Source organism: Olivibacter sp. XZL3, from assembly GCF_004368405.1.
Classification (GTDB): domain Bacteria; phylum Bacteroidota; class Bacteroidia; order Sphingobacteriales; family Sphingobacteriaceae; genus Olivibacter.
Window position 1 is genome coordinate 50,002 of record NZ_SBJH01000059.1, and the last position, 22,373, is coordinate 72,374.

Below are 22,373 nucleotides of genomic sequence, written 5' to 3' on the forward strand. Positions count from 1 at the left end.
GGTATAGCGAAAAATCATGCCATTTTTTCACGGATTGTGGAAAAAAATAGAAAAATTGAGTATTTAAGCTTTAAACATTGTTAAACCGATAATTTATTGAGGAGTAATTTAGTGTAAATCGTGCGAAAACGAGCATTTTTTAAGGATTGGGCGGGTAATAGCACAATTTTCTAACAGATTCAAGAGGAAGTTGTTGTTTTTTTGAAAATCATCGAATGGTACGGTATTTGTAGGGCGCTTTCACGTAAATATACAGAACTGTTCATTTTTTCTCGCGATGATCATATGGATTTAAGTAGCCGTTACCTATTCCACTTTACCCATGTGGTAAGTGATTTTTTCTTTATTATCCTTTCCTTCCTTCTGGCCGTACGATTTAGTAACTACGCGTATTTTTATGAGCTCGGTTTATATGACGCCGGCTTTTTGTTGTTTTTGCTTTGCGGTTGGTACGTTACTGCCCGGTCGAATCGCCTATACGAAGATAAGATACAGGAAAACCAGATGCGCGAGCTGTTTAAGACTGCCAATACCATTTTATGGCAAATCATGCTGGTCGTTTTATTCATCTTTGCCGTTAAAGAGGACGATTATTCCCGGCGCTTTGTTGTCGTTTACGGTTGCCTCATTGCTTTTTTCATCCCACTCAGCAAGATCGCATTAAAGCGCGTATACCTCATGGTGTTTCGTCACGGCTATTTGCGTAGAAGAGCATTGGTAATCGGCGGAGGGGAGCACGGACAACAATTCTGTAAATACATCAAAGAAAACAAGTATTATGGGTACGAGGTGGTCCGGCATATAAAGGGGGCGCTCAGTTTTGCCGAGTCCGACAGTGCTATGGGCAGGCGTGTATTAATGGTGGGCGATCAGCCCTTGGGCGATATTCATGATATTGACGAAGTGTTCATTGCGGATGGCCCCGATACGCCTTATAGCACCAAGGAGATTGCTTCTGTTTTAAGCGAATACGCGGTTCGCTTACGTGTTATTCCCGATGTTTTTCAAATGAATAGTCCCGGTTCCTATGCCTTCAGCATGATCGGTGGTTTTCCGCTGTTGAGCGTGCGTAATGAACCTTTGGAAGATATCTATAACCGGGCTGCCAAACGGGCCTTTGACATTTTTTTCAGTCTGTTCGTATTGGTTTTTGTTTGTTCTTGGTTGTTTCCCATCATTGCGCTGCTTATTAAGTTGGGCTCCAAAGGACCGGTATTTTATAAGCAGGAACGTTGGGGTAAACGGAACCGACCATTTTTGTGTTACAAGTTTCGGTCGATGTATGTGAAAGCGCCCGATACGAATCAGGAGGGCAAATTTCAGCAGGCGAAAAAGAACGACCCCCGTATTACGCCTATCGGACGTATTTTGCGAAAAACAAGCTTAGACGAATTTCCACAGTTTTTGAATGTACTTTCGGGAGAGATGTCGGTTGTAGGCCCCAGGCCGCATGCGTCCTTAATGAATGTAGAGGCCGCCTATGTCGTGAAAAATTACCTCGTTCGGCATCAGGCCAAACCCGGCATAACAGGTTGGGCTCAGGTGAACGGACTACGGGGCGAATCGAGCAATCCGAACCTTTTAAAAGCCCGTATCGAGCATGATATCTGGTATATTGAGCACTGGAGCTTCCTTCTTGATCTTAAAATTATCTTTCTCACCTTTTGGCGAATGATCATTGGCGACAAGCAGGCTTATTAGTTGTTAGACGTTCCCTGTGATCTGTCGACCTCCGTATATGTCCTGTACCCCTACGTTCTCTCGATCTGTACTATAGCCCTTCTCGTCCTCTCGACCGAAACGTAGTGAAGTGGAGAGACCCATATATGATTAACACAACAGATGCCTTCCCGAGCACTCGAGGTCAGTACGACGTTGGTTGCTAGGTTATTAGACGTTCCTGTGATCTGTCGACCTCCGTATATGTCCTATACCCCTACGTCCTCTCGACCTATACTATACCCCTCCTCGTCCTCTCGACCGGAACATAGTGAAGTGGAGAGATCCATATATGATTAACACAATAGATGCCTTCCCGAGCACTCGAGGTCAGTACGACGTTGGTTGCTAGGTTATTAGACGTTTCTGTGTTCTATCAACTTCCCTATATGACCTGTACCCCTACGTTCTCTCGACCTGTACTATATCCCTTCTCGACCTATACTATACCACTCCTCGTCCTCTCGACCGAAACGTAGTGAAGTGGAGAGATCCGTACCCCTACGTTCTCTCTACCGACCCCGAAACTTCGGGGACTGGAGAGATCAGTTGAAACATCATCATACTCACAATTAAACCATTGATACACATTTATTCCTTTCTATCTCGTTGACTGCCATCCTTTTACTCATATTTGCGTTAAAAGCCTGAAGAAATTAAGAACCAGTGCTTACCAATTAAACTAATATCATCTGTACGTTAAAAAATGTTAAAATGAGGAGATCAAGAACATTATTATAGTTGCCGTAAGAAACAAAAGACGAATTAAAACGTACATTTGAAGCGAAATACAGTAAGCACCTAATTGTTTTGTAAATGAAAGCGAAGTTAAACACGCCCGCCTTATTAAGGCAGGGGCCTAGGTCATCCTGCAACTCAAAGAACCGCCAGCGAATACAACATAGGAACAGGGGAAATTCCGAACACTTTTTCGTGTTGAGGCATTTGACTCAGTTTGACGACTTTGAGATTGACGGAGAATACATGACGTTAATCACGAAAGAGTTGTAAAAGCCTTTGTTTGCACAGTGGCTTTCCCGCTTCAGCCTTAGGAATTGTTTCTCGCAACTTCTAAGGCTGATTATATTTTCTGCAATAGATTTATTCCTAATATCAGATAATTTCCTTTGTTTAATCTGATCTTGCATTCGTATTTACACAATATTGTGTAGTTTGTACACAAGAGAAACGAATACTTTTGTCAAACTCCTTTTTTGCATTTATATTCGATAAAAATCAACTAGAACGGGTTCTCGTTAACGTTCGGTTAACAAAAGGATTGATTTTTTAACAAAAATTCATAAAAATGTGCACAAAAATACCACATGGAATATGTATTTTAGCGCAAATTAGGTGATTTTTGAACTTAGTGCTGAACTTATGCGTATTTCTGATAAAGCAAACTTTTCCGACAAGATTACCTCGAAATTTACAGCACCGGGTTATCGCATCACATCGATGGACCAATCTCCAAGTTGGGAAAGTGGTTTGTTAAGTGATGAAGGTCAGGCCGCGTATGTTATCCAGCGCTATCTTCAAATTGGTTCAATCACTCCAGCAGAATAAAAATATATAATGTAACGTATGAAAACAGCATTGATAACCGGTGTAAATGGGCAAGATGGAGCGTATCTTGCAGAACTTTTATTAGAGAAAGGCTATATGGTCCATGGCATTAAGCGGCGTTCGTCCTTGATCAACACCGACCGCATCGACCATCTCTATCAAGATCCCCACAGTGAAAATGTACGTTTCCGCTTACATTATGGCGATATGACCGACAGCACCAATCTAATCCGCATCATTCAGGAGACACAGCCGGATGAAATCTATAATTTAGCGGCTATGAGCCACGTAAAGGTGAGTTTCGACACGCCAGAGTATACTGCCAATGCGGATGGCATCGGCACGTTACGTCTGTTGGAAGCGATCCGCATTTTAGGCATGGAGAAAAAAACGCGGATTTATCAAGCCTCTACCTCCGAATTATACGGTTTGGTACAGGCGGTACCACAAAGCGAAACCACTCCTTTTTACCCACGTAGTCCCTATGCAGTTGCGAAGTTATATGCTTACTGGATTACGGTGAACTACCGGGAAGCTTATAATATGTACGCCTGCAATGGTATTCTCTTCAACCATGAAAGCCCTTTACGCGGGGAGACCTTTGTGACTAGAAAAATCACACGGGCGGTCGCAGCGATTGCCTTGGGCTTGCAGGAAAAGATGTTTTTAGGAAACTTGGAGGCTAGACGGGATTGGGGGCATGCCAAGGATTATGTAAAAGCGATGTGGCTTATATTGCAACAAGAGCAGGCAGAAGACTACGTGATTGCAACCGGGATCACAACGCCCGTCCGCGATTTTGTGAAGATGGCTTTTGCGGAGGTCGGCGCGGAAATTGAATTTAGAGGCGAAGGTGTAGAGGAAAAAGGCTTTATCAAATCCGTTTCCAATCCGGAGTTTGAGAATTTGCGCGTTGGCCAAGAAGTCGTGTCCGTAGATCCTGCCTATTTCCGTCCTACCGAGGTGGAGCTATTGATCGGGGACCCTACTAAATCCAAGACCAAATTAGGCTGGGAGCCTGAATACGATTTAGCGGCACTCTGTAAAGAGATGGTGGCATGCGATGTGGAAATATTTAAAAAAGATAATAAAACGCAGTGGGAACATTTGGCAGGGTAGATAAATGCGCTTCTGCCAGGACTTAATAATTTCCGAAAATGTCAGTAATCAGGTATAGCTTTTTCTTCGGAGTCATTTTTTTTGTATGCCACTGCGCAGCCGCACAGTCATTCGAAGACTACGTAGAAAGGAAGAAATGGCTTTTATCTAGTCTTGCTGATATCCATGTAAACGGGAGCGGTAAACATGGCTTGCCGCGCGCTCTTGCACGCCTGTACAACAATCCTAAAGACAGTATTGCAATCAACTACATTACCAATGCCTTAGGTCATAAAGGACAGTCGCTTTTCGATTTTCCAGGCATAGCGCTTGCAATTTCCCGCTATAGATTAAGTTTTAGCGCCGATCAAGTCGAGGTAATTCAACACCACTTAGAACGGTTGGCGAAGGTAGGCGATAAAGAAGGAAAAGGAGAAGGCTTCTTAGGTCATGGTACCGAAAATCAGGCATTGATAATGTGGTGCAGTGCCTATTTATTTGCGCAGGAATTGCCAAATGCGAGGTGGAAAAACGGAATGAGCAGTTCGGCATTGCGGCGGGACATGAAAGAGAGATTACGAAAGACCATAAAGAACGTATATGCGAAAGGTTATGCTGAATATCTGTCCACCACATACGAAGTCGTGATGGACGTTCCTGTACTTTTCCTTTATGAATTGGCAGCGGACCAGGAGATTAAGGATCTGGCCCACGCCTACCTGTTATATAAATGGTCATTACTTTCTTTGAACAATTTTGAAGGTCTCATAAGCGCTCCTTATTGCAGGATGAATACGCAGCAAGATTTCAGACCCGCTAGCCCAGATATCGAGTTCATTGCCGCCACATCGATCTATAACTGGCTCTTATGGGGATGGGGGGCTAAAAACAGATATGTGACATCCGATTTGTTCGAGAAGCAGCAAGAAAGCACGTATACGATTTATGCAGCACTGTCTAACATAGATCCTCCGAAAGAGTTCTTCACCATTGCTTCGGGTAAGGGCAAAAATTCTACTTCCTTATTCTCCACGTGTTCCTTCGGTCAGTACGGTGGCCCACGTGCACGAAAGCACATGCTTTTAGGCAAAGTATTCCGTAGTCCTCTTTACTGTTTGGGAACAGCAAATCTGAGATGGTATCCCGGGGGCGATTACGCAGATTTTAATATCAATACGTTCAGTTTAGCGTGGCATAGTGATCACCGGTTTAATTACATCAGTATAATGTCGCCGTATTGGTACGGCGGTGGATCCGATTCAAGTCGCGATCCGGACACCTGGTATAAGGGTAATAGTTCACCTTTTCAGCAGATAGGGCATTATGAAAATGCAGCTATCGTATTATTTGATATTCCAAAAAAAGACCCCTGGGCGGGGAAACCGTCTCCAAAAGTTTGGGCTTGGCGAGATCAGAGAGGCGATGCCTTATTGGGTAGAAATATGGTCCGCATCCCTGACTCTGTAGATGAAATTACCGAGTCAGGTGGATGGATTTTCATAAGAGCTAAGGATGTCTACATAGGCATTCGTCCATTAAAAAATTATACGTGGGAAGAAAGTAAAGGCGGATGGGGTTTAGATGGATTCCGGGTTCTCAGAAGTGATGACCATAAGGGAGGTTTCATATTCGAAGTCAGCGACGAAGCGGCTACAGGTGATTTTCCGACCTTCCAAAAGCGGCTTGTAAATTCGAAGTTTCTGTATGAACGTGATTTGGGACATGTAGTTTACCGGTCTTTAGCGGGAAATAAGTTAGACATGAAATTTAATAAAGGCCTGCCTATTGACGATGATGGCTTGTCAAATGCTATTCCTCGTTTCACAGTTAATGATCTGGAAGAGAAACCCTATCGCGAATGGGGAATTATTGAAAGTAACCCCATAACTCTGGTCAATTCCACTTTGGAAATCAAAGGGTCAGCCACTTCGATCAAGGTCGATTTTAAAGGCAACTATCCCTTAATCAAAAATTTGTAATAGTAAGATGAACCCTGGTAAACGCGTTGTTGCAAATACATTTGTTCTATATGCCCGTATGGTGATCACTATGGGAATTACCCTGTATTCAACGCGCCTTGTACTGAATGCTTTAGGAAGTGTTGATTACGGAATTTTCAATCTCGTATCCGGCCTGATTTTAATGTTGTCATTTCTTAATTCAGCTATGGCAACTTCAACGCAGCGATATTTATCCTTCTATCAAGGGAAAAATGATCTTCCTATGCAGAAAAAGGTTTTTTTCAACTCCTTGGCGCTTCACGTCATGTTAGGGCTTCTGATAGTTTTGGTATTAGAGATCATGGGATTTTTCCTTTTTGATGGCGCGCTTAACATTCCAACTGATCGAACAGCAGAAGCCAGAATTATTTACCACTTTATGGGAGGAACCGTATTCTTTACAATATTAGCCGTTCCTTTCAATGGTAGTTTGGTAGCGCATGAAAACATGCTATGGATAGCCATCGTCAATATCGTTGAAACTTTATTGAAGCTAGGCATTGCGTTACTTCTTTTTATTGTCGTTTCCGTCGATAAATTAGTTTTGTACGGACTGTTAACTGCCGGAATTAGTATCATTACGCTTATTTTGTATGCAAGCTTTTGTTTTCTTAAATATGAAGAGTGCTCCATCTTTCCCTTAAATAAAAGTAAGGTCGAAAAAGAGGTTCTTAAAAGCCTGAGTTCATTTGCGGGATGGAACTTAGTGGGTGCCTTGTGTGGAATCGGAAAAACGCAAGGTTTGGCGGTTGTTTTGAACACACGGTTTGGCGCCGCTATAAATGCTTCCTACGGTATTGCGAACCAGGTTTCAGGTCAGCTGAATTTTTTCTCCTCCACTATGTTGCGGGCAATCAATCCGCAGATAATGAAAAGTGAAGGAAGTAATGATCGTTCGAGGATGATCCGGCTATCTATAACGGCCAGCAAATTTGGATTCGTTCTCTTAGCCTTCGTTGGTATTCCAAGTCTGTTAGAAATGCCAAAAATTCTTGCGCTCTGGTTAGGGAATGTTCCGGATAATGCGGTGCTGTTCTGTTCTCTGGTGCTGATTGCAGTAATGGTTAACCAAGCAACTATAGGATTAGATTCCGCGGCTCAGGCAAGCGGGAAGATAAAGATTTACATGCTCACAGTAGGCCTTATAAAATTGCTGATAGTTCCGTGCGCTATACTGATGCTGAATTTCCGTCGGAACCTCGAATACGTGATGTGGGCTTACGTAGTGCTGGAATTTCTTGCGGGTATTTGCCGTGTCATTGTATTAGAAAAGATAATTGGGCTCTCTAAGATGCGGTTCTTTAAGGAAGCCGTGCTACCCTTACTGGTGCCCGCCGTTGTAACAGTATTTGTAGGTAACTATATTGTTGTTGTTATGGACGAAACACTGACGAGATTATTGGTTGTTTTTGGTTCGTGCATTACCACGTATTTAGGTCTTTCATACTTCTTAACGTTAAGCAGAAATGAAAAACAGCTTATTGCTAAGCTATTTAATAGCGTAAGGTCCAAATTATTTACACGGCTTAAATTATCTGGAAATGTTCGGTAAAATTCGAAAATTAGCTAATCTGAAGTTTAGCTATCTGGGCACTCGGTCAGTCGTTGGTGTCGGTAAAGGGGGCAATTTTTCAGTTGGGAACAATACTTTGATCACCAATAGTCACATTACTGTTGCTCCGGGCAGTAAACTGTTGATTGGCAACAATTGCAGCATTCAGAATCTGCGACTAAATGTTAATGGGGTGGTAAGGATAAATGATTTTAATTTTATAATTGGTCCCTCCAGATCAAAACTATTGTGGAATATAAATGATGGGGATCTCACTATTGGGTCGCATAATAGACTTAGAAATAAATTGCTGGTCCGTTTTGGCGGGGTTTTGGAGATCGGCGAATACAATAACATTAATGAAAATTCTGAAATCAGGTGCGATGAGCAGGTGAGTATAGGCGATTTTAATCAAATCTCTTACAACTGCGTAATCTGGGATACCAACACGCACAATATCTATAGCGATGAAAAACGACGGGAATTGACTGTTAAGCATTTTCCGAGGTTTGGAATGGAAACGGAAAGACCGAAAACATCGCCCGTCAGTATCGGTAGTGATTGCTGGATAGGTCGTGAGGCCTCCGTTTTGAAAGGTGTAAGGATAAATGATTCCTGTGTGGTAGGTTATCGGACTACATTATCAAACTGTGTAATTGATAAGAATATGACGGTGGTTAGCGAGATAAAAAACACGATATTTCTTAGAAAAGTTGCTAAAAGCGGAGACTGATATGGAGAAGAAGAAAATTCTATGCGTATTTGGCAATAAGGTATACTACGGACATGAACGTTCAAATGTCCAGGTGTATTCGTTGCTGCAACAGGAAGGCTACGATTTGTTAGTATTAAATAATAAAGACGGTCTGGCTCCCGGAGCGAGAGCGGTTTTTGATAATCAGTCGATAAGATATATAGGTATACGCTTTCCTGATTGGAGCGATATGCGGAAGCCCTTTACACTCTTGAAGGTTCTTAAATATCTCACGAAGGTTGTTGTCCATAATATTTCATTTAGCTGGCACCTTCGGAAGTTTCGCCCGGATTACATATTGATCGGAAACGATTTCATGTTCGTAAATCTGATTCCCACATTTTTGTTTTCCCGTGTAAAAATAATATACCGGTTAGGTGATAAGCCTACTATGGGTTGGAAAGCCTTTGCGTTTTTCTGGCGTAAGTTTATTGTAAAAATGACGGATCGTTTTGTTTGCATTTCACAGTTCATTCACACTAAATTAATAGAAGCTGGCCGGGGGATAAACAAAAAAGATAAAGTGATTTACAACTATCCACCCATAAGAGCCGGAAACGATTTCTCCGGATTGAGAGCAAAGCGCCGAGAAGGCCTCACCTTTGGATATTTAGGACAAATTATCCAAATTAAGGGAGTTGAGGAATTCATAGACGCAGCAATTATGATAGTAGACCAATACCCGGATGTTTATTTTCTCCTTGCTGGTGATCTGCAATATAATGCTGAATTTTCAAATAAATTATTAGAGAAAACTAAGAACAGTAATTCTGGTGGACGTATAACATTTCTCGGTCAAATAGAAGATATAGATTCTTATTTTGAGGCAATTGATGTGTTAGTTACCCCCTCTATCAAAGAAGAACCGCTGGGGAATGTCCTGGTTGAAGCAAAAATTCATGGGGTTCCCAACATTATTTTTGATTCGGGGGGAATGCCTGAGCTGATTAGGCACGGGAAAGATGGTCTTATCTGTAAAGATATGACAGCAGCTTCCATTCGGGACTGTTGCCAAAAATATATAGACAACCCGGCCTTAATAAACATCCACGGAAAAAATGCAAGTAAGTCCATATATGAGCTTGGGTTAAATTATGAAAGCTTTAAGAGTAAATGGCTCGAAGTGATATGCTAATATCTGGAATACGATGATTACCCTGAAAATTTTGGCTTTTCTAGCTATCATACCGGTGTGGTATCCTTTGAATAAGATCCTTTGTAGAAGAGATCTAAATGCGTTTGATTTGCTAACGGTCTTTTCATCTCTTTACTATTGTATAATACCTATTACATCTTCGAGTTCAGACTATGAATTAACATATTTTATTGAGGATGTTGGTTTACAATTTGATGTTTACTTTTTCTATAGCGTTTATGCTTATACACTATTAATTTTAAACATTATTTGGAGTAATTCGACGTATTCGAAAATACCTAATCTGATAAATCTGACTCTTTTTATCCGAGCTTTTTCTCGAACTATCCAAATACCCCATTCTGCGCTATTATTGTTTTCGATTTTTTTAGTTATAGGTTGGATAGATTATGGTTTAACGCTAAAGGCCACCGCAGCAACGATTAATTTAAGTTACAACGACTTTAGGGAAGCATCACAGCAGAATGTAAGTTATGAATCAGGAATTTTTAAAAGTATTTTCAAGTCTTTTTTTCAATTTATTAATACGCTGTTTTTTTTCTATTTACTTATCAAATGGAAGGAAGCTGGGAAGTTACTTAAGAGTGAATACTTTTTATTAGCGGGCTACATTCTGTTATCGTTTTTAGGAAGCAGGACTAGAGCATTAGGTGACTTGTTATTCCTAGCTATTGTCTACTATAGTTTTTTTAAGTTAACCTTCTCGTGGGGAAAAGTGATAGTTGGCTGTTGTGTCTTGTTAGTAATTATTTCAGTAGTCTTTCCGGTGGTAAACATTTATCGGTCGGGGGTAAGACATTATGGCTCAGAGCTTGAACAAAAATCCTTGTTCGAAAATCTCTCCCTAATGATTGAATATGTTGATTCTCAGTATGACGCTGCAAACTCAACAGCAGCAGATGCTGTTGGTTCCCGATCTACCGCGGTTATTCAATCCTTAGTACGTGCTTTTCAGCCAAACGTAGATGCTGAATATGGAAGTTTAACCGCCAGTGCCATTTCAATTTCTATCCCACGTTTTATTTATCCGGAAAAGTCTCTTACAGGATCTCAAATTTTGATCGAAAGGAAATTAGGCGTAAGTACAGACACTGCCGATACTATCTTGATGTTTAGTAAAGTTGAGTGGGGCTACTATGGCGCATTGATCTGCTTACTGATGTACTGGATTTTATTTAAGGTATGGGACGTCATAACGGCTTTTTTTACCATTAATTTTAGGTGTCCAATCATAGCACTTTATGGTTTAGTAAGTGTCTTTTCCTTATCCCAATATATTGAGATATCCATGGATAAATGTATTGCAAATATTTTTCAAGCGCCAATTGCGATGATAGTGATTTGCATTTTCATTAGAGTTTGGGACGCTATTGTAAGAGCGCTATCAATTAAAAATAGATTTCGGTTATCAACTTCAAATCAATGAATATTACCTACTTTTTTAGGCCTAAGATGAAAAATGCCCATAGCATTGAGGGGGTCTTTGAGATCGTTATGACTGCGTTAGCGGATAAAGTGGAGATCAATAGGTACGATACTACTAACAAATGGAAGCGTTTGTATAGTTTTTTTAAAGCGAGGCAGTTTCAAGGTGATATTAATCATATTACCGGAGATATACATATGCTTGCTCTGTTTTTAAGCGGAAATAAGACTGTGTTGACCATTCATGATATTGGCCATCTTGAGCGGGACCTTAAGGGCGTTAAAAAATATATCTTCAAGATACTTTGGCTTTATTTACCCTGCAAAAAGGTTCGATTAATTACGACCATATCTTCATTTACAAAAGGAAGAATTGTAAATACCTGCGGTATACCTGAATGTAAAATTAAAGTGATCCCTAATCCCGCTCCTCAGGATTTCGCTTATCACGAGAAAGAATTCGAAGCGAAGGAGCCTGTAATTTTGCAAATCGGAAGCGGCAATAATAAAAATATCCATCGATTAATTACAGCAGTGCAGAACAGCAAGTATAGACTTTTACTTATAAGGAAGCACGACTCTGAATTGGAAAACCTGTTAAAGGCGAATAAAATACCTTATGAATGGTATTCTAATATTAGCCGTACTGAAGTATACGAGTGTTATAAAAAGTCGGATATTGTTTTTTTTGCTTCTGAATATGAAGGGTTTGGAGTTCCTATTCTTGAAGCAAATCAAGTTGGACGTGTCGTAATTACCAGTAATCTTTCTTCAATGCCGGAAGTCGCAGGTGATTCATGTGTATTGGTAGACCCTTATGATAGCAAGAAGATAAGGGAGGCTATTGATTTAGTAAGCGAAGATACCGCATTGAGGGAGAAACTTATCAAAAAGGGAAAAGAAAACGTATTAAGATTCGATCCAACGTTGATCGCCGGCAAATATTTGTCCTTATACAAAGAGTTAAGCCAATAATAGTTATGCAGAAAATGATATTCTTTTGGCAGAACATAGTAAGCATTCATCAAGCCCCTTTTCTGAACGCCCTGGCAGATGAACCGAATCTTTCTGTTTTCCTTATAGTGGGGGAATCTCTCTCTGAATTTAGAAAGGGAATGGGATGGACCGAACCCACCTTACACAGTCGTATTACGTTGATTAGATTCGATGATCAGATTGATTGGAAAGACCTAATTAATAAAAATTGTGGCTCAGATTGTCTCCATATATTTTCCGGCATCGCTGCTTTTTCCAATGTGCATAAAGCTTTTAAGTATTCTGTCAGATTGAAGTGCCGGATAGGGATATTGTCCGAGTCGCTCGATTTGCGTGGCAGGAAAGGATTGCTTAGGAATATAAGGGGTTACTATCATAGGTTCATATATGGTAAAAGTATCAGGTTGGTGTTAGCCATAGGTGAACAGGCTAAATCTCAATTCTTGAATTGGGGATATAAGTCAGATTGTGTTTTTGACTGGGCCTACACTGTCCCTTTATCCAAAACAACTTTACTTTTTCAAGATGCAAACCAAAACGACCCGTTTAAAATCTTATTTGTTGGTTCTTTAATTCAAAGGAAGGGATATGATCTGCTTATCGAAGCTTTATGTAAGCTTCATACAACTGCTTTTTTAGCCGACTTATATTGCTTAAGAACTCCTCAAGACCTGGAGAGAAGAAGTATTCCAGGCCTTAGGGAGCTTAAGGGAAAAGTCCGGCTGCTTCCTTTTGAAACTAATGAGAGAATTCGTTCAATTATGAGTTCTTATGACCTTTTTATCTTGCCGAGCAGACGGGACGGCTGGGGGGCCGTAATTAGCGAAAGCTTATGTGAGGGATTGCCTGCCTTGGTCAGTAGGAATTGCGGGGCAAGTACTTTGATCAATAGTACGCTGCAGGGTGAAGTACTAAAGGATATTGAGCCCAAGCATATGAGTAACGTACTTAACAAGTTAATTCAAAAAGGAAAGCCGTCTGCGGCGCATAGAAGAGATTTACGAATATGGGCTGAAAAAAGTATTTCCGGAAGTGCCATGAGTGCATATTTTATTGAGATTTTGAATTCTTTAGCTGCTGCAAATGAAAAACCAATAGCACCATGGAAAAGATAATGAAAATTCTACGTGTCATATCAAGTATGAATCCTACGCATGGCGGCCCATGCCAAGGTATTCGAAATTCTGTGCCTGCTCTGCAGTCGCACGGTATTGAAAATGACGTAGTGTCCTTAGATGATCCGTCAGCAGCGTACCTGGGAAATGATCCTTTCACTATTTATGCACTGGGCAATAGCAGGGGCCCCTGGGCTTACAATAGCAAACTGCTTGGATGGCTAACAGATAACCTGAGTAAGTATGATGCGGTGATTATCCATGGCTTATGGTTGTATCATAGCTATGCTGCATTTAAAGCAGTAAAGGTGCTAAGAAAAGCGGGTAGTGCCGTCCCTAAAGTATTTATTATGCCGCATGGCATGCTCGATCCTTATTTTCAGAAAGCAGAAGGGCGTAAACTGAAAGCTTTGCGAAATAATCTCTACTGGAAACTTATCGAATCAAAAGTGGTGAATGGTGTGGATGGGGTGCTTTTTACCTGCGAAGAAGAATTACTGTTGGCACGAACAACCTTCAGCGCCTACCATCCAAAAAAGGAACTGAATGTGGGCTATGGTATCCGAAAGCCAAAAGCCCGGACACCAGAAATGCACGCTGCTTTAAAAGAGAGGCTCGGAGAAGTGGCTGACCGACCTTATCTGTTATTTCTTAGCCGGATCCATGAAAAAAAAGGAGTCGACCTGTTAATTAAAGCATATAAATCAGTAGCGAAGACAATCGAAGGCCAGCATAAAATACCTGCCCTGGTTATTGCCGGGCCTGGGCTGGATACCGTATTTGGAAAGCAGATGATAGAACTCGCTGCCAGCCATGCGTCCATTGTATTTCCAGGTATGCTCTCAGGCGATCTGAAATGGGCCGCTTTTCATTATTGCGAAGTCTTTATATTGCCGAGCCATCAGGAAAATTTTGGTATATCCGTAGTAGAAGCATTGGCATGCGAAAAGCCTGTATTGATTACCGACAAGGTGAACATTTGGCGAGAGATAAAAAGTGAAGGCGCCGGAATTATTGACAAGGATACGCTGGATGGCATTGTTACCCTATTGAAGGAATGGATACTGATGGATCTGGCCGGCAAGTCATTCCTGACTACGCGGGCTTACAGTGCCTATGAGAAATATTTTACTGTAGAGAAGGCAGCTGTGAATATGGGGGATACAATCCGTAGGGAGGTGGCGAATGCATAATCAGGATACATATACAGGTGCTTCCTTTTCCCTGGCAAATCGTTTAAAGCGCTTGCTCTGGAACTTGGTCTATCTGATCTTATTTAAGTTTTCCCCGCGGCCTTTTCACGCATATAGAGCGTTTATCCTACGTTGCTTCGGTGCGCAGGTAGGGAAAGGAGTGCATGTATATCCCGGGGTAAAAATATGGGCACCATGGAACTTAGTATTAGGAGATGAATGTGGCATCGCCTCGGGAGTCGAATTATATTCGCAAGGCTTGATTACTGTCGGATACCGGGCAATTATCTCACAAGGCACTTATATCTGTACGGGCACCCATGACTATACCAAGGCCGGACACCCTTTATACACACTGCCGATTACCATAAAGGATAAGGCTTGGGTAGCTGCCGATTGTTTCGTTCATCCGGGGATAACCATTGGAGAAGGCGCCGTAATTGGTGCACGTTCGGTAGTTACAAAGGATATGCCTGCATGGATGGTATGTGCCGGGCATCCTTGTAAACCGCTAAAAGAGCGAATGATGAGCGGCGATTAAAAAAGCAAATGGAAGATAGTTTATGCATTACGTATAACTTACAACTTATTACTTAAAGAAATGGTCTCGGTATTAATTTTAACAAAGAACGAAGAACAAGATTTACCCGGCTGCTTAGCTTCGGTAGCTTGGTGCGATGATATTCATGTGTTCGATTCTTTTAGCGAAGACCGTACTGTGGAGATTGCAAAAGCAGCAGGCGCGCAAGTGATACAACGCAAATTTGATGGTTATGCCTCCCAAAGAAATGCGGCGATGACGATACCGTCCTTTAAATACGATTGGCTTTTTATCTTGGATGCAGACGAGCGTATACCGGAAGCATTAAAAGTGGAGATAGAGGTGAAGTTGAGAACATGCCCGGAAGAGGTAAAGGGCTTTCGGATACGCAGGCGGGATTTTCTTGGAAAAACCTGGCTTAAGCATGCGCAAATTTCACCTTTTTATATTAGGCTTGTTAGGCGTGGCTATGCAGGCTACCATCGAGAAATAAACGAGGTCATGGAGGTAAACGGCCAGGTGGTCGATTTACAAAGTTATTTTGATCATTACCCTTTTTCTAAGGGATATCAGCATTGGTTAGACAAGCATAACGTTTACTCTAGCATGGAAGCCAAAAGGTGGATGGAAGAACATGAACAGCAGCTACATTTTTCCTGGAAGAAAGCGCTTTTCAGTAAAGATTTTAATGAGAAGCGCTATCACCAGAAAGGTTTGTATTATAAAATACCAGGTAGGCCATTGATAAAGTGGCTCTATATGATGTTTTGGCGAAGAGCCATTTTAGATAGGAGGGCAGGGCTTACTTATGCAACCTTGCAGTCTATCTACGAGTATTTTATTGTTTTGAAGACAAAAGAGTTGATCAGTAAACAACGTTCCAAATAGGCGTCCTATGAAGATATTAATATTTGGCATCAATTATTATCCCGAGCTTACGGGTATCGGCAAATATACCGGAGAAATGGCTGCATGGTTGGCCGCGCAAGGCCATGAGGTTGCGGTTGTGACTGCGCCGCCCTATTATCCGGAATGGGATATCCATCCTGCGTATAAAGGCAAAAAATGGTTTAAAGAAATAATTGATGGTGTAACCGTCTATCGTGTGCCGATATATGTGCCGAAGGAAGTAACTTCCAAAAAGCGGATCGTCCACGAGTTTTCCTTTTTGGGTGGGGTTTTCCCGCAGTGGTTTGCCCTGCTGTTGAAAAAAAAGTACGAGGTGGTGATCAATATCAATCCCCCTTTTCATCTGGGCTTTTTTGCCTTGTTATATGCTAAGATTAAGCGGGCACGTTTACTGACGCATATTCAAGATCTACAAATCGATGCCGCGAAAGATTTGGGCATGATTAACAACAAACGCTTATTGAACTGGATGTTCAAGTCCGAGCGCTATTTGCTGAACAATAGCCATGGCGTGTCCTCTATCAGCTTGGGCATGAAACGTAAGATTATCGACAAGGGGGTGCCGCTAGAAAAGTATATTATGTTTCCAAACTGGGTAGATGAAGGAGCTATCAGGCCGCTCAGCCTGCAACATTCGCTGAGGAGCGAATGGAATATACCGATGGAAGATAAGGTCGTGCTTTATTCAGGGAATCTAGGAGAAAAACAGGGTTTGGACATTATTATAGATGCTGCTGAACAGTTTAGGGATGTCGGGAAACTTCACTTCTTGATTGTCGGATCAGGCGGCTATAAGGAAACACTGGAGAAAATGGCGAAGAAGAAAGAGTTAAGGAATGTGCAATTTTTTCCCTTACAGCCTTATCCCAAATTAAGTGCCTTATTAGCGTGTGCAGATATACACCTGGTGTTGCAGAAAAAATCGGCGGCTGACTTGGTAATGCCGAGCAAACTCACGAGTATCTTGGCGGCCGGTGGCTGCCCTTTGGTAACGGCCATGCCAAATACCACCCTGCATGATCTGATTCTGGAAGAAAAAATAGGGGTAGTTGTGGAGCCGGAGTCAGTTGGGGCGCTTTGCAGTGGATTAAAGTATATGTTGAAGGAGGATTTGAATGTATTTAAAGAAGCGGCGCGGACTTATGCCGTTAAAAATTTATCAAAAGAACAAATAATGAGAACTTTTGAAACAAATTTGTATAAATTGGCTCAGTAATTCATAACTATGCGGGTTGTATACTTTCTATTTATCATAGGTTCACTACTACAGTCGCTTCGATTAGCCTCGCAGGAGCTGAAGCCGGCTTGGCAGGATTCGCTGAAGCTTTCGATAGGAACGGTGGGCACAGCCGCCGCGAAAGATTTCCAGCCTTTTTGGTTGGTCGCAAATCAATTTGGGACGATTACGGACCAGCAATGGGATTTCTCAACGAATGTCCGCTTAGCGAATGAACACGTGTTGAACTATGGCAAATGGAGAGCGGGAGCACAGCGGTATCCATTTAAGCTTAGTTATACTTTTGATATTTATAATAATAATCACTTCAAAGATGTTAACATTATCGAAGGGAACCTAAAGTTGAATTGGCGGGGCTGGCAATTCCGCGCCGGCCGGTATCGGGAGGTGATAGGGGAGGTGGATTCGGCCTTATCAACCGGTTCTTTGGGTATTAGTGGCAATGCGATGCCTATCCCAAAGATCAGCATCGCTGTGCCGGAATATAAGCCCTTTCCATGGACCAATGGTTGGCTACAGTTTAAGGGTTTGTTCAGCCATGGTTGGATGGGGAACGATCGCTATTTTTATTCCTATCTGCATGAAAAGGCTTTTTATTTGCGGGCGGGCCGTGGAAAATTGAAACTATTTGGGGGAATTGCACATTTCGCCGAATGGGGCGGAAAGCGGGCTGATTATCAGCTAGACCGAGGGCTGAAGGCATTTTGGAATGTCATTTCTCTTCGGGAGGCAAATGATGGTAGTGTTCCGGAAGAAAGTGGGAAAAGGCCTAATCGCGCAGGCGACCATAGGGGAATGATGGAGCTCGGATTTGATTTAGAGGCTAATAAAGGGTACTGGCATTTCTATCATCAAACACCGTTTGAAAGTGGCACCGGAATCGACATTCGTAATGTCGATAGATTAGCCGGTATATCTTTTCGCTGGAAAGAATCAAGCAGTTTGTTTAAAAAATTGGTTTTTGAGTTTATCTATACAAAACAAATGGAAGGTTTTGCCACAGAGCAGCAAAGCTATTACAACAACGGCGCTTACAAAACTGGGTGGGAATACAATGGGGCGATAGTAGGTACGCCTCTTTTTATAAATCGCAAACGCGGACGCTATTTCTTTCCTTTACAACCGTTTGATTGGGGATTGGACGCCGAAGCCGATCCGCCGGGGAATTCTAATATCATAGGCAATAGAATAATCGGAGTTAACCTGGCGGGAGAATGGACCGTGCACAACAATTTATTGCTTACGACCATATTAACGTTTAATTCCCATAGCCTCGATAGATCAATTTTGAGAAACGACATATCGTCGGTTCAAAACCAGTTTTATTCGGTTCAGAAACTCAGTTTTCGTTTAAAAGATAAGCTTACGCTTCTTTCTGCGATCGCAATAGATGTCGGCGATCTGTACAATAATTTTGGTGGTATGCTCGGTTTAAAATATGATATTAAATAAATTAAGAAAATGGGAAGTAGTTTGTTAACAAAAATTAACGGTGGAAATTCGAATACACGGAAGTTATGCATGCTTTTACTGTTGCCTGTCCTGCTCGGCTTTCTTACCGGTTGCAAAAGCCAACGGGCAATACCTTATTTTCAGGATATGACCTCGCTGGATAAGACGAAGCTAAATCAAGTAAAGTATACGGAGCCAACGATTATATCCGATGACATTTTGGATATCACTATTCAGACGGCAGATGCAAATGCGTCTCGTTCTATAAATGCGGCCGCTACGGATAATAGTATTGTTGCACCCAATGTGCAGGCCAGAGCAACAGGATTTGTTGTCGATAGAAATGGTGAAGTTGAACTTCCTATTCTGGGTAAAATAAAATTAGAGGGACTCACTAGTTTTGAAGCTCGGAACGTGATCAGAGAGAAGGCCAGGAAATTTTTTATCGAACCTACTGTGCAGGTGAGATTCGTTAATTTCAAAGTGACTGTTATTGGAGAGGTAAACCGGCCTTCGAGCTATACTATGCCCTCTGAACGCGTGACGATATTAGATGCATTAGGCCTTGCGGGGGATTTGACGATTTATGGGAAACGAGAGAATGTGTTGCTTGTGCGGGAAACCACGAACGGAAAAGAAATGGTTCGCTTTAATCTGAACAATTCCGAAATTTTTAATTCGCCTTATTATTATTTAAAGCAAAACGATATTATATATGTGGAGCCAAGTGAATCAAAAGTTGCAGCCGCAGATAATGCGCAGCTTATGAGGTTCTCCGTCGCAGCATCTGTTCTTTCCGCGTTGGCAATTATTGCAAATCTTATTATATAGCATAGCTAGTTTTATATATGAATAAAGAAACAAAATCAATCTGGAATATGGAAAAGGCCGACCCGACCTTCGACATAAAAGATTATCTTCAGCGATTTTTGCGCATTTGGCCTCTGATAATATTAAGTGTAATTGTTTTTTTGCTTGCATCGATCGCTTACCTCCGTTATTATAGCGTTCCCAGTTATCACATTAATGCTAAAGTGTTAATTAACGATGAGAATAGCTCTTCAGGCAACAACGCGGCACCTGCTATCGATCTGAGCTTGATGTTCGGGGCAAAGAATTCGGTTGATAATGAAATCGAAGTGCTGAAAACCCGTTCGCTTATGGAAGCGCTGGTGAGCGATTTAAATTTGCATATCAATTGGTTCCATGTTGGCTCTATAAAAGATGTAGAGATATTTGAACATCCATTGTTCCTGTACGTTGAAAACATCACTGATGAAGATGAGCCTTTGACGTTTTTAATTGAGGATATAAATACTGAGGGCTTTTCTCTGGGCTTTAAAAGTAAAGAAACGGGGGAGTTCGAAAAAATGCATGTTGCGTATAATAAATCGATCACCGTTCCTAAATGCGGTGTATTTCGATTCAAAATGACGAATGCGGATGTGGCGAGTTTTAAAGGTAGTTACAGGTTGCTAATTAATACTATTGATGACCAGGTTGAGGACCTGAGAAAACGTCTGCTGGTTAATTTAACAAACAAGATGACATCGGTTATTGATTTGCAGCTTAATTATCCCATAAAGGAAAAGGGCGAGTTCATATTAGAGCATTTTATTCAAAAGTACGTAGAAGAGAGCATTAGAGATAAAAGTCGGATCGCGGATAGTACGATAGCCTTTATAGATGATCGGATATTGCTTGTTAGCGCGGAGCTTGCAGGTATTGAGGGTAATATACAGAAATTTATGCAGGGGCGCGGAATTACAAATTTAACCGCCCAGACGCAAATTTTGCTTGAAAACAGTAGTCAATATGCAGGGAAGGTTGCTGATATCATGAACAGGGTTGAAATCCTGGAGGCTATTGGGGAAACAATTAGCCGACCGAATGGCAAAAGTTTGGTGTCAGGATCTGTCTTAGGCGCGGGGCCGGTTGATCCGGGTTTTGGTAACCTGGTATCGAGCTATAACAATTTGATTCTGGAGAAGGAAAAATTAGCCATGGTATACACCGCTGACAATCCCTATATTGTTAACATAGATAAGCAAATAGAGAGTGCCAAGCAGAACATTAGTGATTACATAGCTAACACCAAAGAGTCCCTTCTGGCTTCAGTTGCGGGTCTTGAACGGAATACCAACAAGATAGAGGGCGACATCCGGCAAGTGCCTGAAAAGGAGCGCGCATTTTTAGACCTCTCCCGACAACAGCAGCTAAAACAGGAACTTTATCTCTTTTTGTTGCAGAAGCGTGAGGAAACAGCTTTATCGAATACTTCCAATATCGCAGGTATCCGCAGACTCGATAATCCTAAGGCAGAAAAGCTTCCCTTCAGTCCGAATAAACGTGCAATTTTAGCGTTTAGCTTCCTGATTGGTCTCATACTGCCGGCTATTGGTTTGTACGTAAGTGATTCGATGAACACCACAATTAATTCAAGGAAAGACATTGAAAAGCGAACTAACTTACCGGTGGTTGCAGAATTACAACACAACGACGCTCAAAAAGATCTTATTGAATTCGATAATGCACGAAGTGCGCTGGCGGAACAATTCAGAGGTCTCCGGACGAATCTTCAGTTCCTAATGCCACAAGATATGGATAAAGTCATTTTGGTAACTTCCGGTATGCCTGGTGAAGGAAAGTCTTTTATCTCGTTAAATTTGGCAAATGTTTACGCCGCCTCTGGGTTAAGAGTCCTTTTACTGGAGTTTGATCTAAGAAAGCCAAAGCTTTCAAAAACTTATACCGATAGCAAAGGGCTTGGTATTTCTAATTTTATTGTTAACGCCAACTTCGGCTTGAACGATATTATTGCTCCTGTTCCTTCCAGTGATAATTTGATGTTTGGCGCCTGTGGTCCTATTCCACCTAACCCTTCGGAGTTGATCATGAACCCCCGTACAGCGGAACTGTTTAAGCAAGCACGCGAACAATTTGATATTGTCATTGTCGATGCACCGCCTATTGGAGCGGTAACGGATGGGCAACTCTTAAGCGAATTTTCCGATGTAGCCTTGTATGTGGTGAGAGCTGGTTACACGCCGAAAGATTTGGTTTCTTTACCTGAAGATATGCGTCGCGAAGGAAAAATAAAAAATTTAAATATCGTTCTCAACGATGTTTCCGCAAAAAATAAGGGCTATTACGGCTACACCTATGGCTATTATGGGCAGGAGGAAACCAAAAAGTCCTGGTTGAAACGAAATAAATCATAAGCTTGTGATACCAGCGGTTTGTTATATGACGGTTCGATTAATTAAGAATTAGTACTTAAAGGCGGCGGAGGCTTCGGTCCCCGCCGCGTTTACTGTTGTACTGAAAGCTAGCCATTTTCTCAAGTTCTTTTCATGATTTCTCAGGGTAAAGAATACGTTCATGTACGTTAATCTGTCGTTCAGCACGTTTTTTTGCGAAATTCGGAGCAGGCTGCCCGCATCTATTGTTTTGATAAACAATTATTTCCTATATTAGTGCCTGTGTAAAAATGTGAAAACTTGTTTAAGTAATTCCCGGATATTTGGCCGATGTGAGAAAAGTTGTTGTGTTGTATTCCCGATGGGAGGGCAGCAATATATTTTGGAACCTTAACTCATGTTGAACTAAATTTTTAAAACGCATACCGATGGGTAGAGCTTCGTTCTGTTTTATAGACAC

17 protein-coding genes are annotated in these 22,373 nt (G+C 41.7%); all 17 read left to right on the plus strand.

What is annotated here, in order from left to right; genetic code table 11:
* Positions 1–285: 285 nt before the first annotated feature.
* The 17 genes from EPX21_RS12515 (at position 286) to EPX21_RS12595 (ending at position 21,934) form a co-directional block, all read left to right on the plus strand.
* Positions 286–1,701 carry an undecaprenyl-phosphate glucose phosphotransferase gene (locus tag EPX21_RS12515; protein ID WP_134090034.1) on the plus strand — a complete coding sequence of 472 codons (1,416 nt, stop codon included), beginning with the start codon at positions 286–288 and terminating at the stop codon, positions 1,699–1,701.
* 1,371 nt (positions 1,702–3,072) lie between these two features.
* A complete protein-coding gene (locus EPX21_RS12520; protein WP_134090035.1) occupies positions 3,073–3,285 on the plus strand; it encodes a hypothetical protein in 213 nt (70 codons plus the stop codon).
* An 18-nt stretch (positions 3,286–3,303) separates the two neighbouring features.
* Positions 3,304–4,404 carry a GDP-mannose 4,6-dehydratase gene (gene gmd, locus EPX21_RS12525; protein ID WP_134090036.1) on the plus strand — a complete coding sequence of 367 codons (1,101 nt, stop codon included), beginning with the start codon at positions 3,304–3,306 and terminating at the stop codon, positions 4,402–4,404.
* Positions 4,405–4,442: 38 nt separating this feature from the next.
* The gene (locus EPX21_RS12530; RefSeq protein WP_134090037.1) at positions 4,443–6,362 is read left to right on the plus strand and encodes a hypothetical protein; all 1,920 of its coding nucleotides are present in this window, start codon (positions 4,443–4,445) and stop codon (positions 6,360–6,362) included.
* Positions 6,363–6,369: 7 nt separating this feature from the next.
* Entirely contained in the window at positions 6,370–7,935 is a 1,566-nt protein-coding gene (locus EPX21_RS12535; protein ID WP_206106059.1) for a hypothetical protein, read from the plus strand.
* Positions 7,925–8,668: a hypothetical protein gene (locus EPX21_RS12540; protein WP_134090038.1), complete on the plus strand. Its 744-nt coding sequence runs from the start codon at positions 7,925–7,927 to the stop codon at positions 8,666–8,668. The genes EPX21_RS12535 and EPX21_RS12540 overlap by 11 nt, the downstream gene beginning before the upstream one ends.
* Before the next feature lies 1 nt (position 8,669).
* A complete protein-coding gene (locus EPX21_RS12545) occupies positions 8,670–9,824 on the plus strand; it encodes a glycosyltransferase family 4 protein (protein WP_134090039.1) in 1,155 nt (384 codons plus the stop codon).
* 13 nt (positions 9,825–9,837) lie between these two features.
* Positions 9,838–11,271, plus strand: coding sequence for a hypothetical protein (locus EPX21_RS12550; RefSeq protein ID WP_134090040.1), 1,434 nt, complete (start codon positions 9,838–9,840; stop codon positions 11,269–11,271).
* Positions 11,268–12,245: a glycosyltransferase family 1 protein gene (locus tag EPX21_RS12555; RefSeq protein ID WP_134090041.1), complete on the plus strand. Its 978-nt coding sequence runs from the start codon at positions 11,268–11,270 to the stop codon at positions 12,243–12,245. Before EPX21_RS12550 ends, EPX21_RS12555 begins: the two co-directional genes overlap by 4 nt.
* 5 nt (positions 12,246–12,250) lie before the next feature.
* Positions 12,251–13,381, plus strand: a complete 1,131-nt coding sequence (locus EPX21_RS12560; protein ID WP_134090042.1) for a glycosyltransferase family 4 protein — start codon at positions 12,251–12,253, stop codon at positions 13,379–13,381.
* The gene (locus EPX21_RS12565) at positions 13,369–14,574 is read left to right on the plus strand and encodes a glycosyltransferase (RefSeq protein WP_240768676.1); all 1,206 of its coding nucleotides are present in this window, start codon (positions 13,369–13,371) and stop codon (positions 14,572–14,574) included. The genes EPX21_RS12560 and EPX21_RS12565 overlap by 13 nt, the downstream gene beginning before the upstream one ends.
* Positions 14,567–15,115: a WcaF family extracellular polysaccharide biosynthesis acetyltransferase gene (locus EPX21_RS12570; protein WP_134090043.1), complete on the plus strand. Its 549-nt coding sequence runs from the start codon at positions 14,567–14,569 to the stop codon at positions 15,113–15,115. The genes EPX21_RS12565 and EPX21_RS12570 overlap by 8 nt, the downstream gene beginning before the upstream one ends.
* Positions 15,116–15,175: 60 nt before the next feature.
* Positions 15,176–16,003 carry a glycosyltransferase family 2 protein gene (locus EPX21_RS12575; protein ID WP_134090044.1) on the plus strand — a complete coding sequence of 276 codons (828 nt, stop codon included), beginning with the start codon at positions 15,176–15,178 and terminating at the stop codon, positions 16,001–16,003.
* A 7-nt stretch (positions 16,004–16,010) separates the two neighbouring features.
* A complete protein-coding gene (locus EPX21_RS12580) occupies positions 16,011–17,240 on the plus strand; it encodes a WcaI family glycosyltransferase (protein WP_134090045.1) in 1,230 nt (409 codons plus the stop codon).
* A gap of 9 nt (positions 17,241–17,249) precedes the next feature.
* Entirely contained in the window at positions 17,250–18,713 is a 1,464-nt protein-coding gene (locus tag EPX21_RS12585; RefSeq protein ID WP_134090046.1) for a capsule assembly Wzi family protein, read from the plus strand.
* Positions 18,714–18,722: 9 nt separating this feature from the next.
* A complete protein-coding gene (locus tag EPX21_RS12590) occupies positions 18,723–19,544 on the plus strand; it encodes a polysaccharide biosynthesis/export family protein (RefSeq protein ID WP_240768677.1) in 822 nt (273 codons plus the stop codon).
* A 17-nt stretch (positions 19,545–19,561) separates the two neighbouring features.
* The gene (locus EPX21_RS12595; protein WP_134090047.1) at positions 19,562–21,934 is read left to right on the plus strand and encodes a polysaccharide biosynthesis tyrosine autokinase; all 2,373 of its coding nucleotides are present in this window, start codon (positions 19,562–19,564) and stop codon (positions 21,932–21,934) included.
* Positions 21,935–22,373 lie beyond the last annotated feature (439 nt).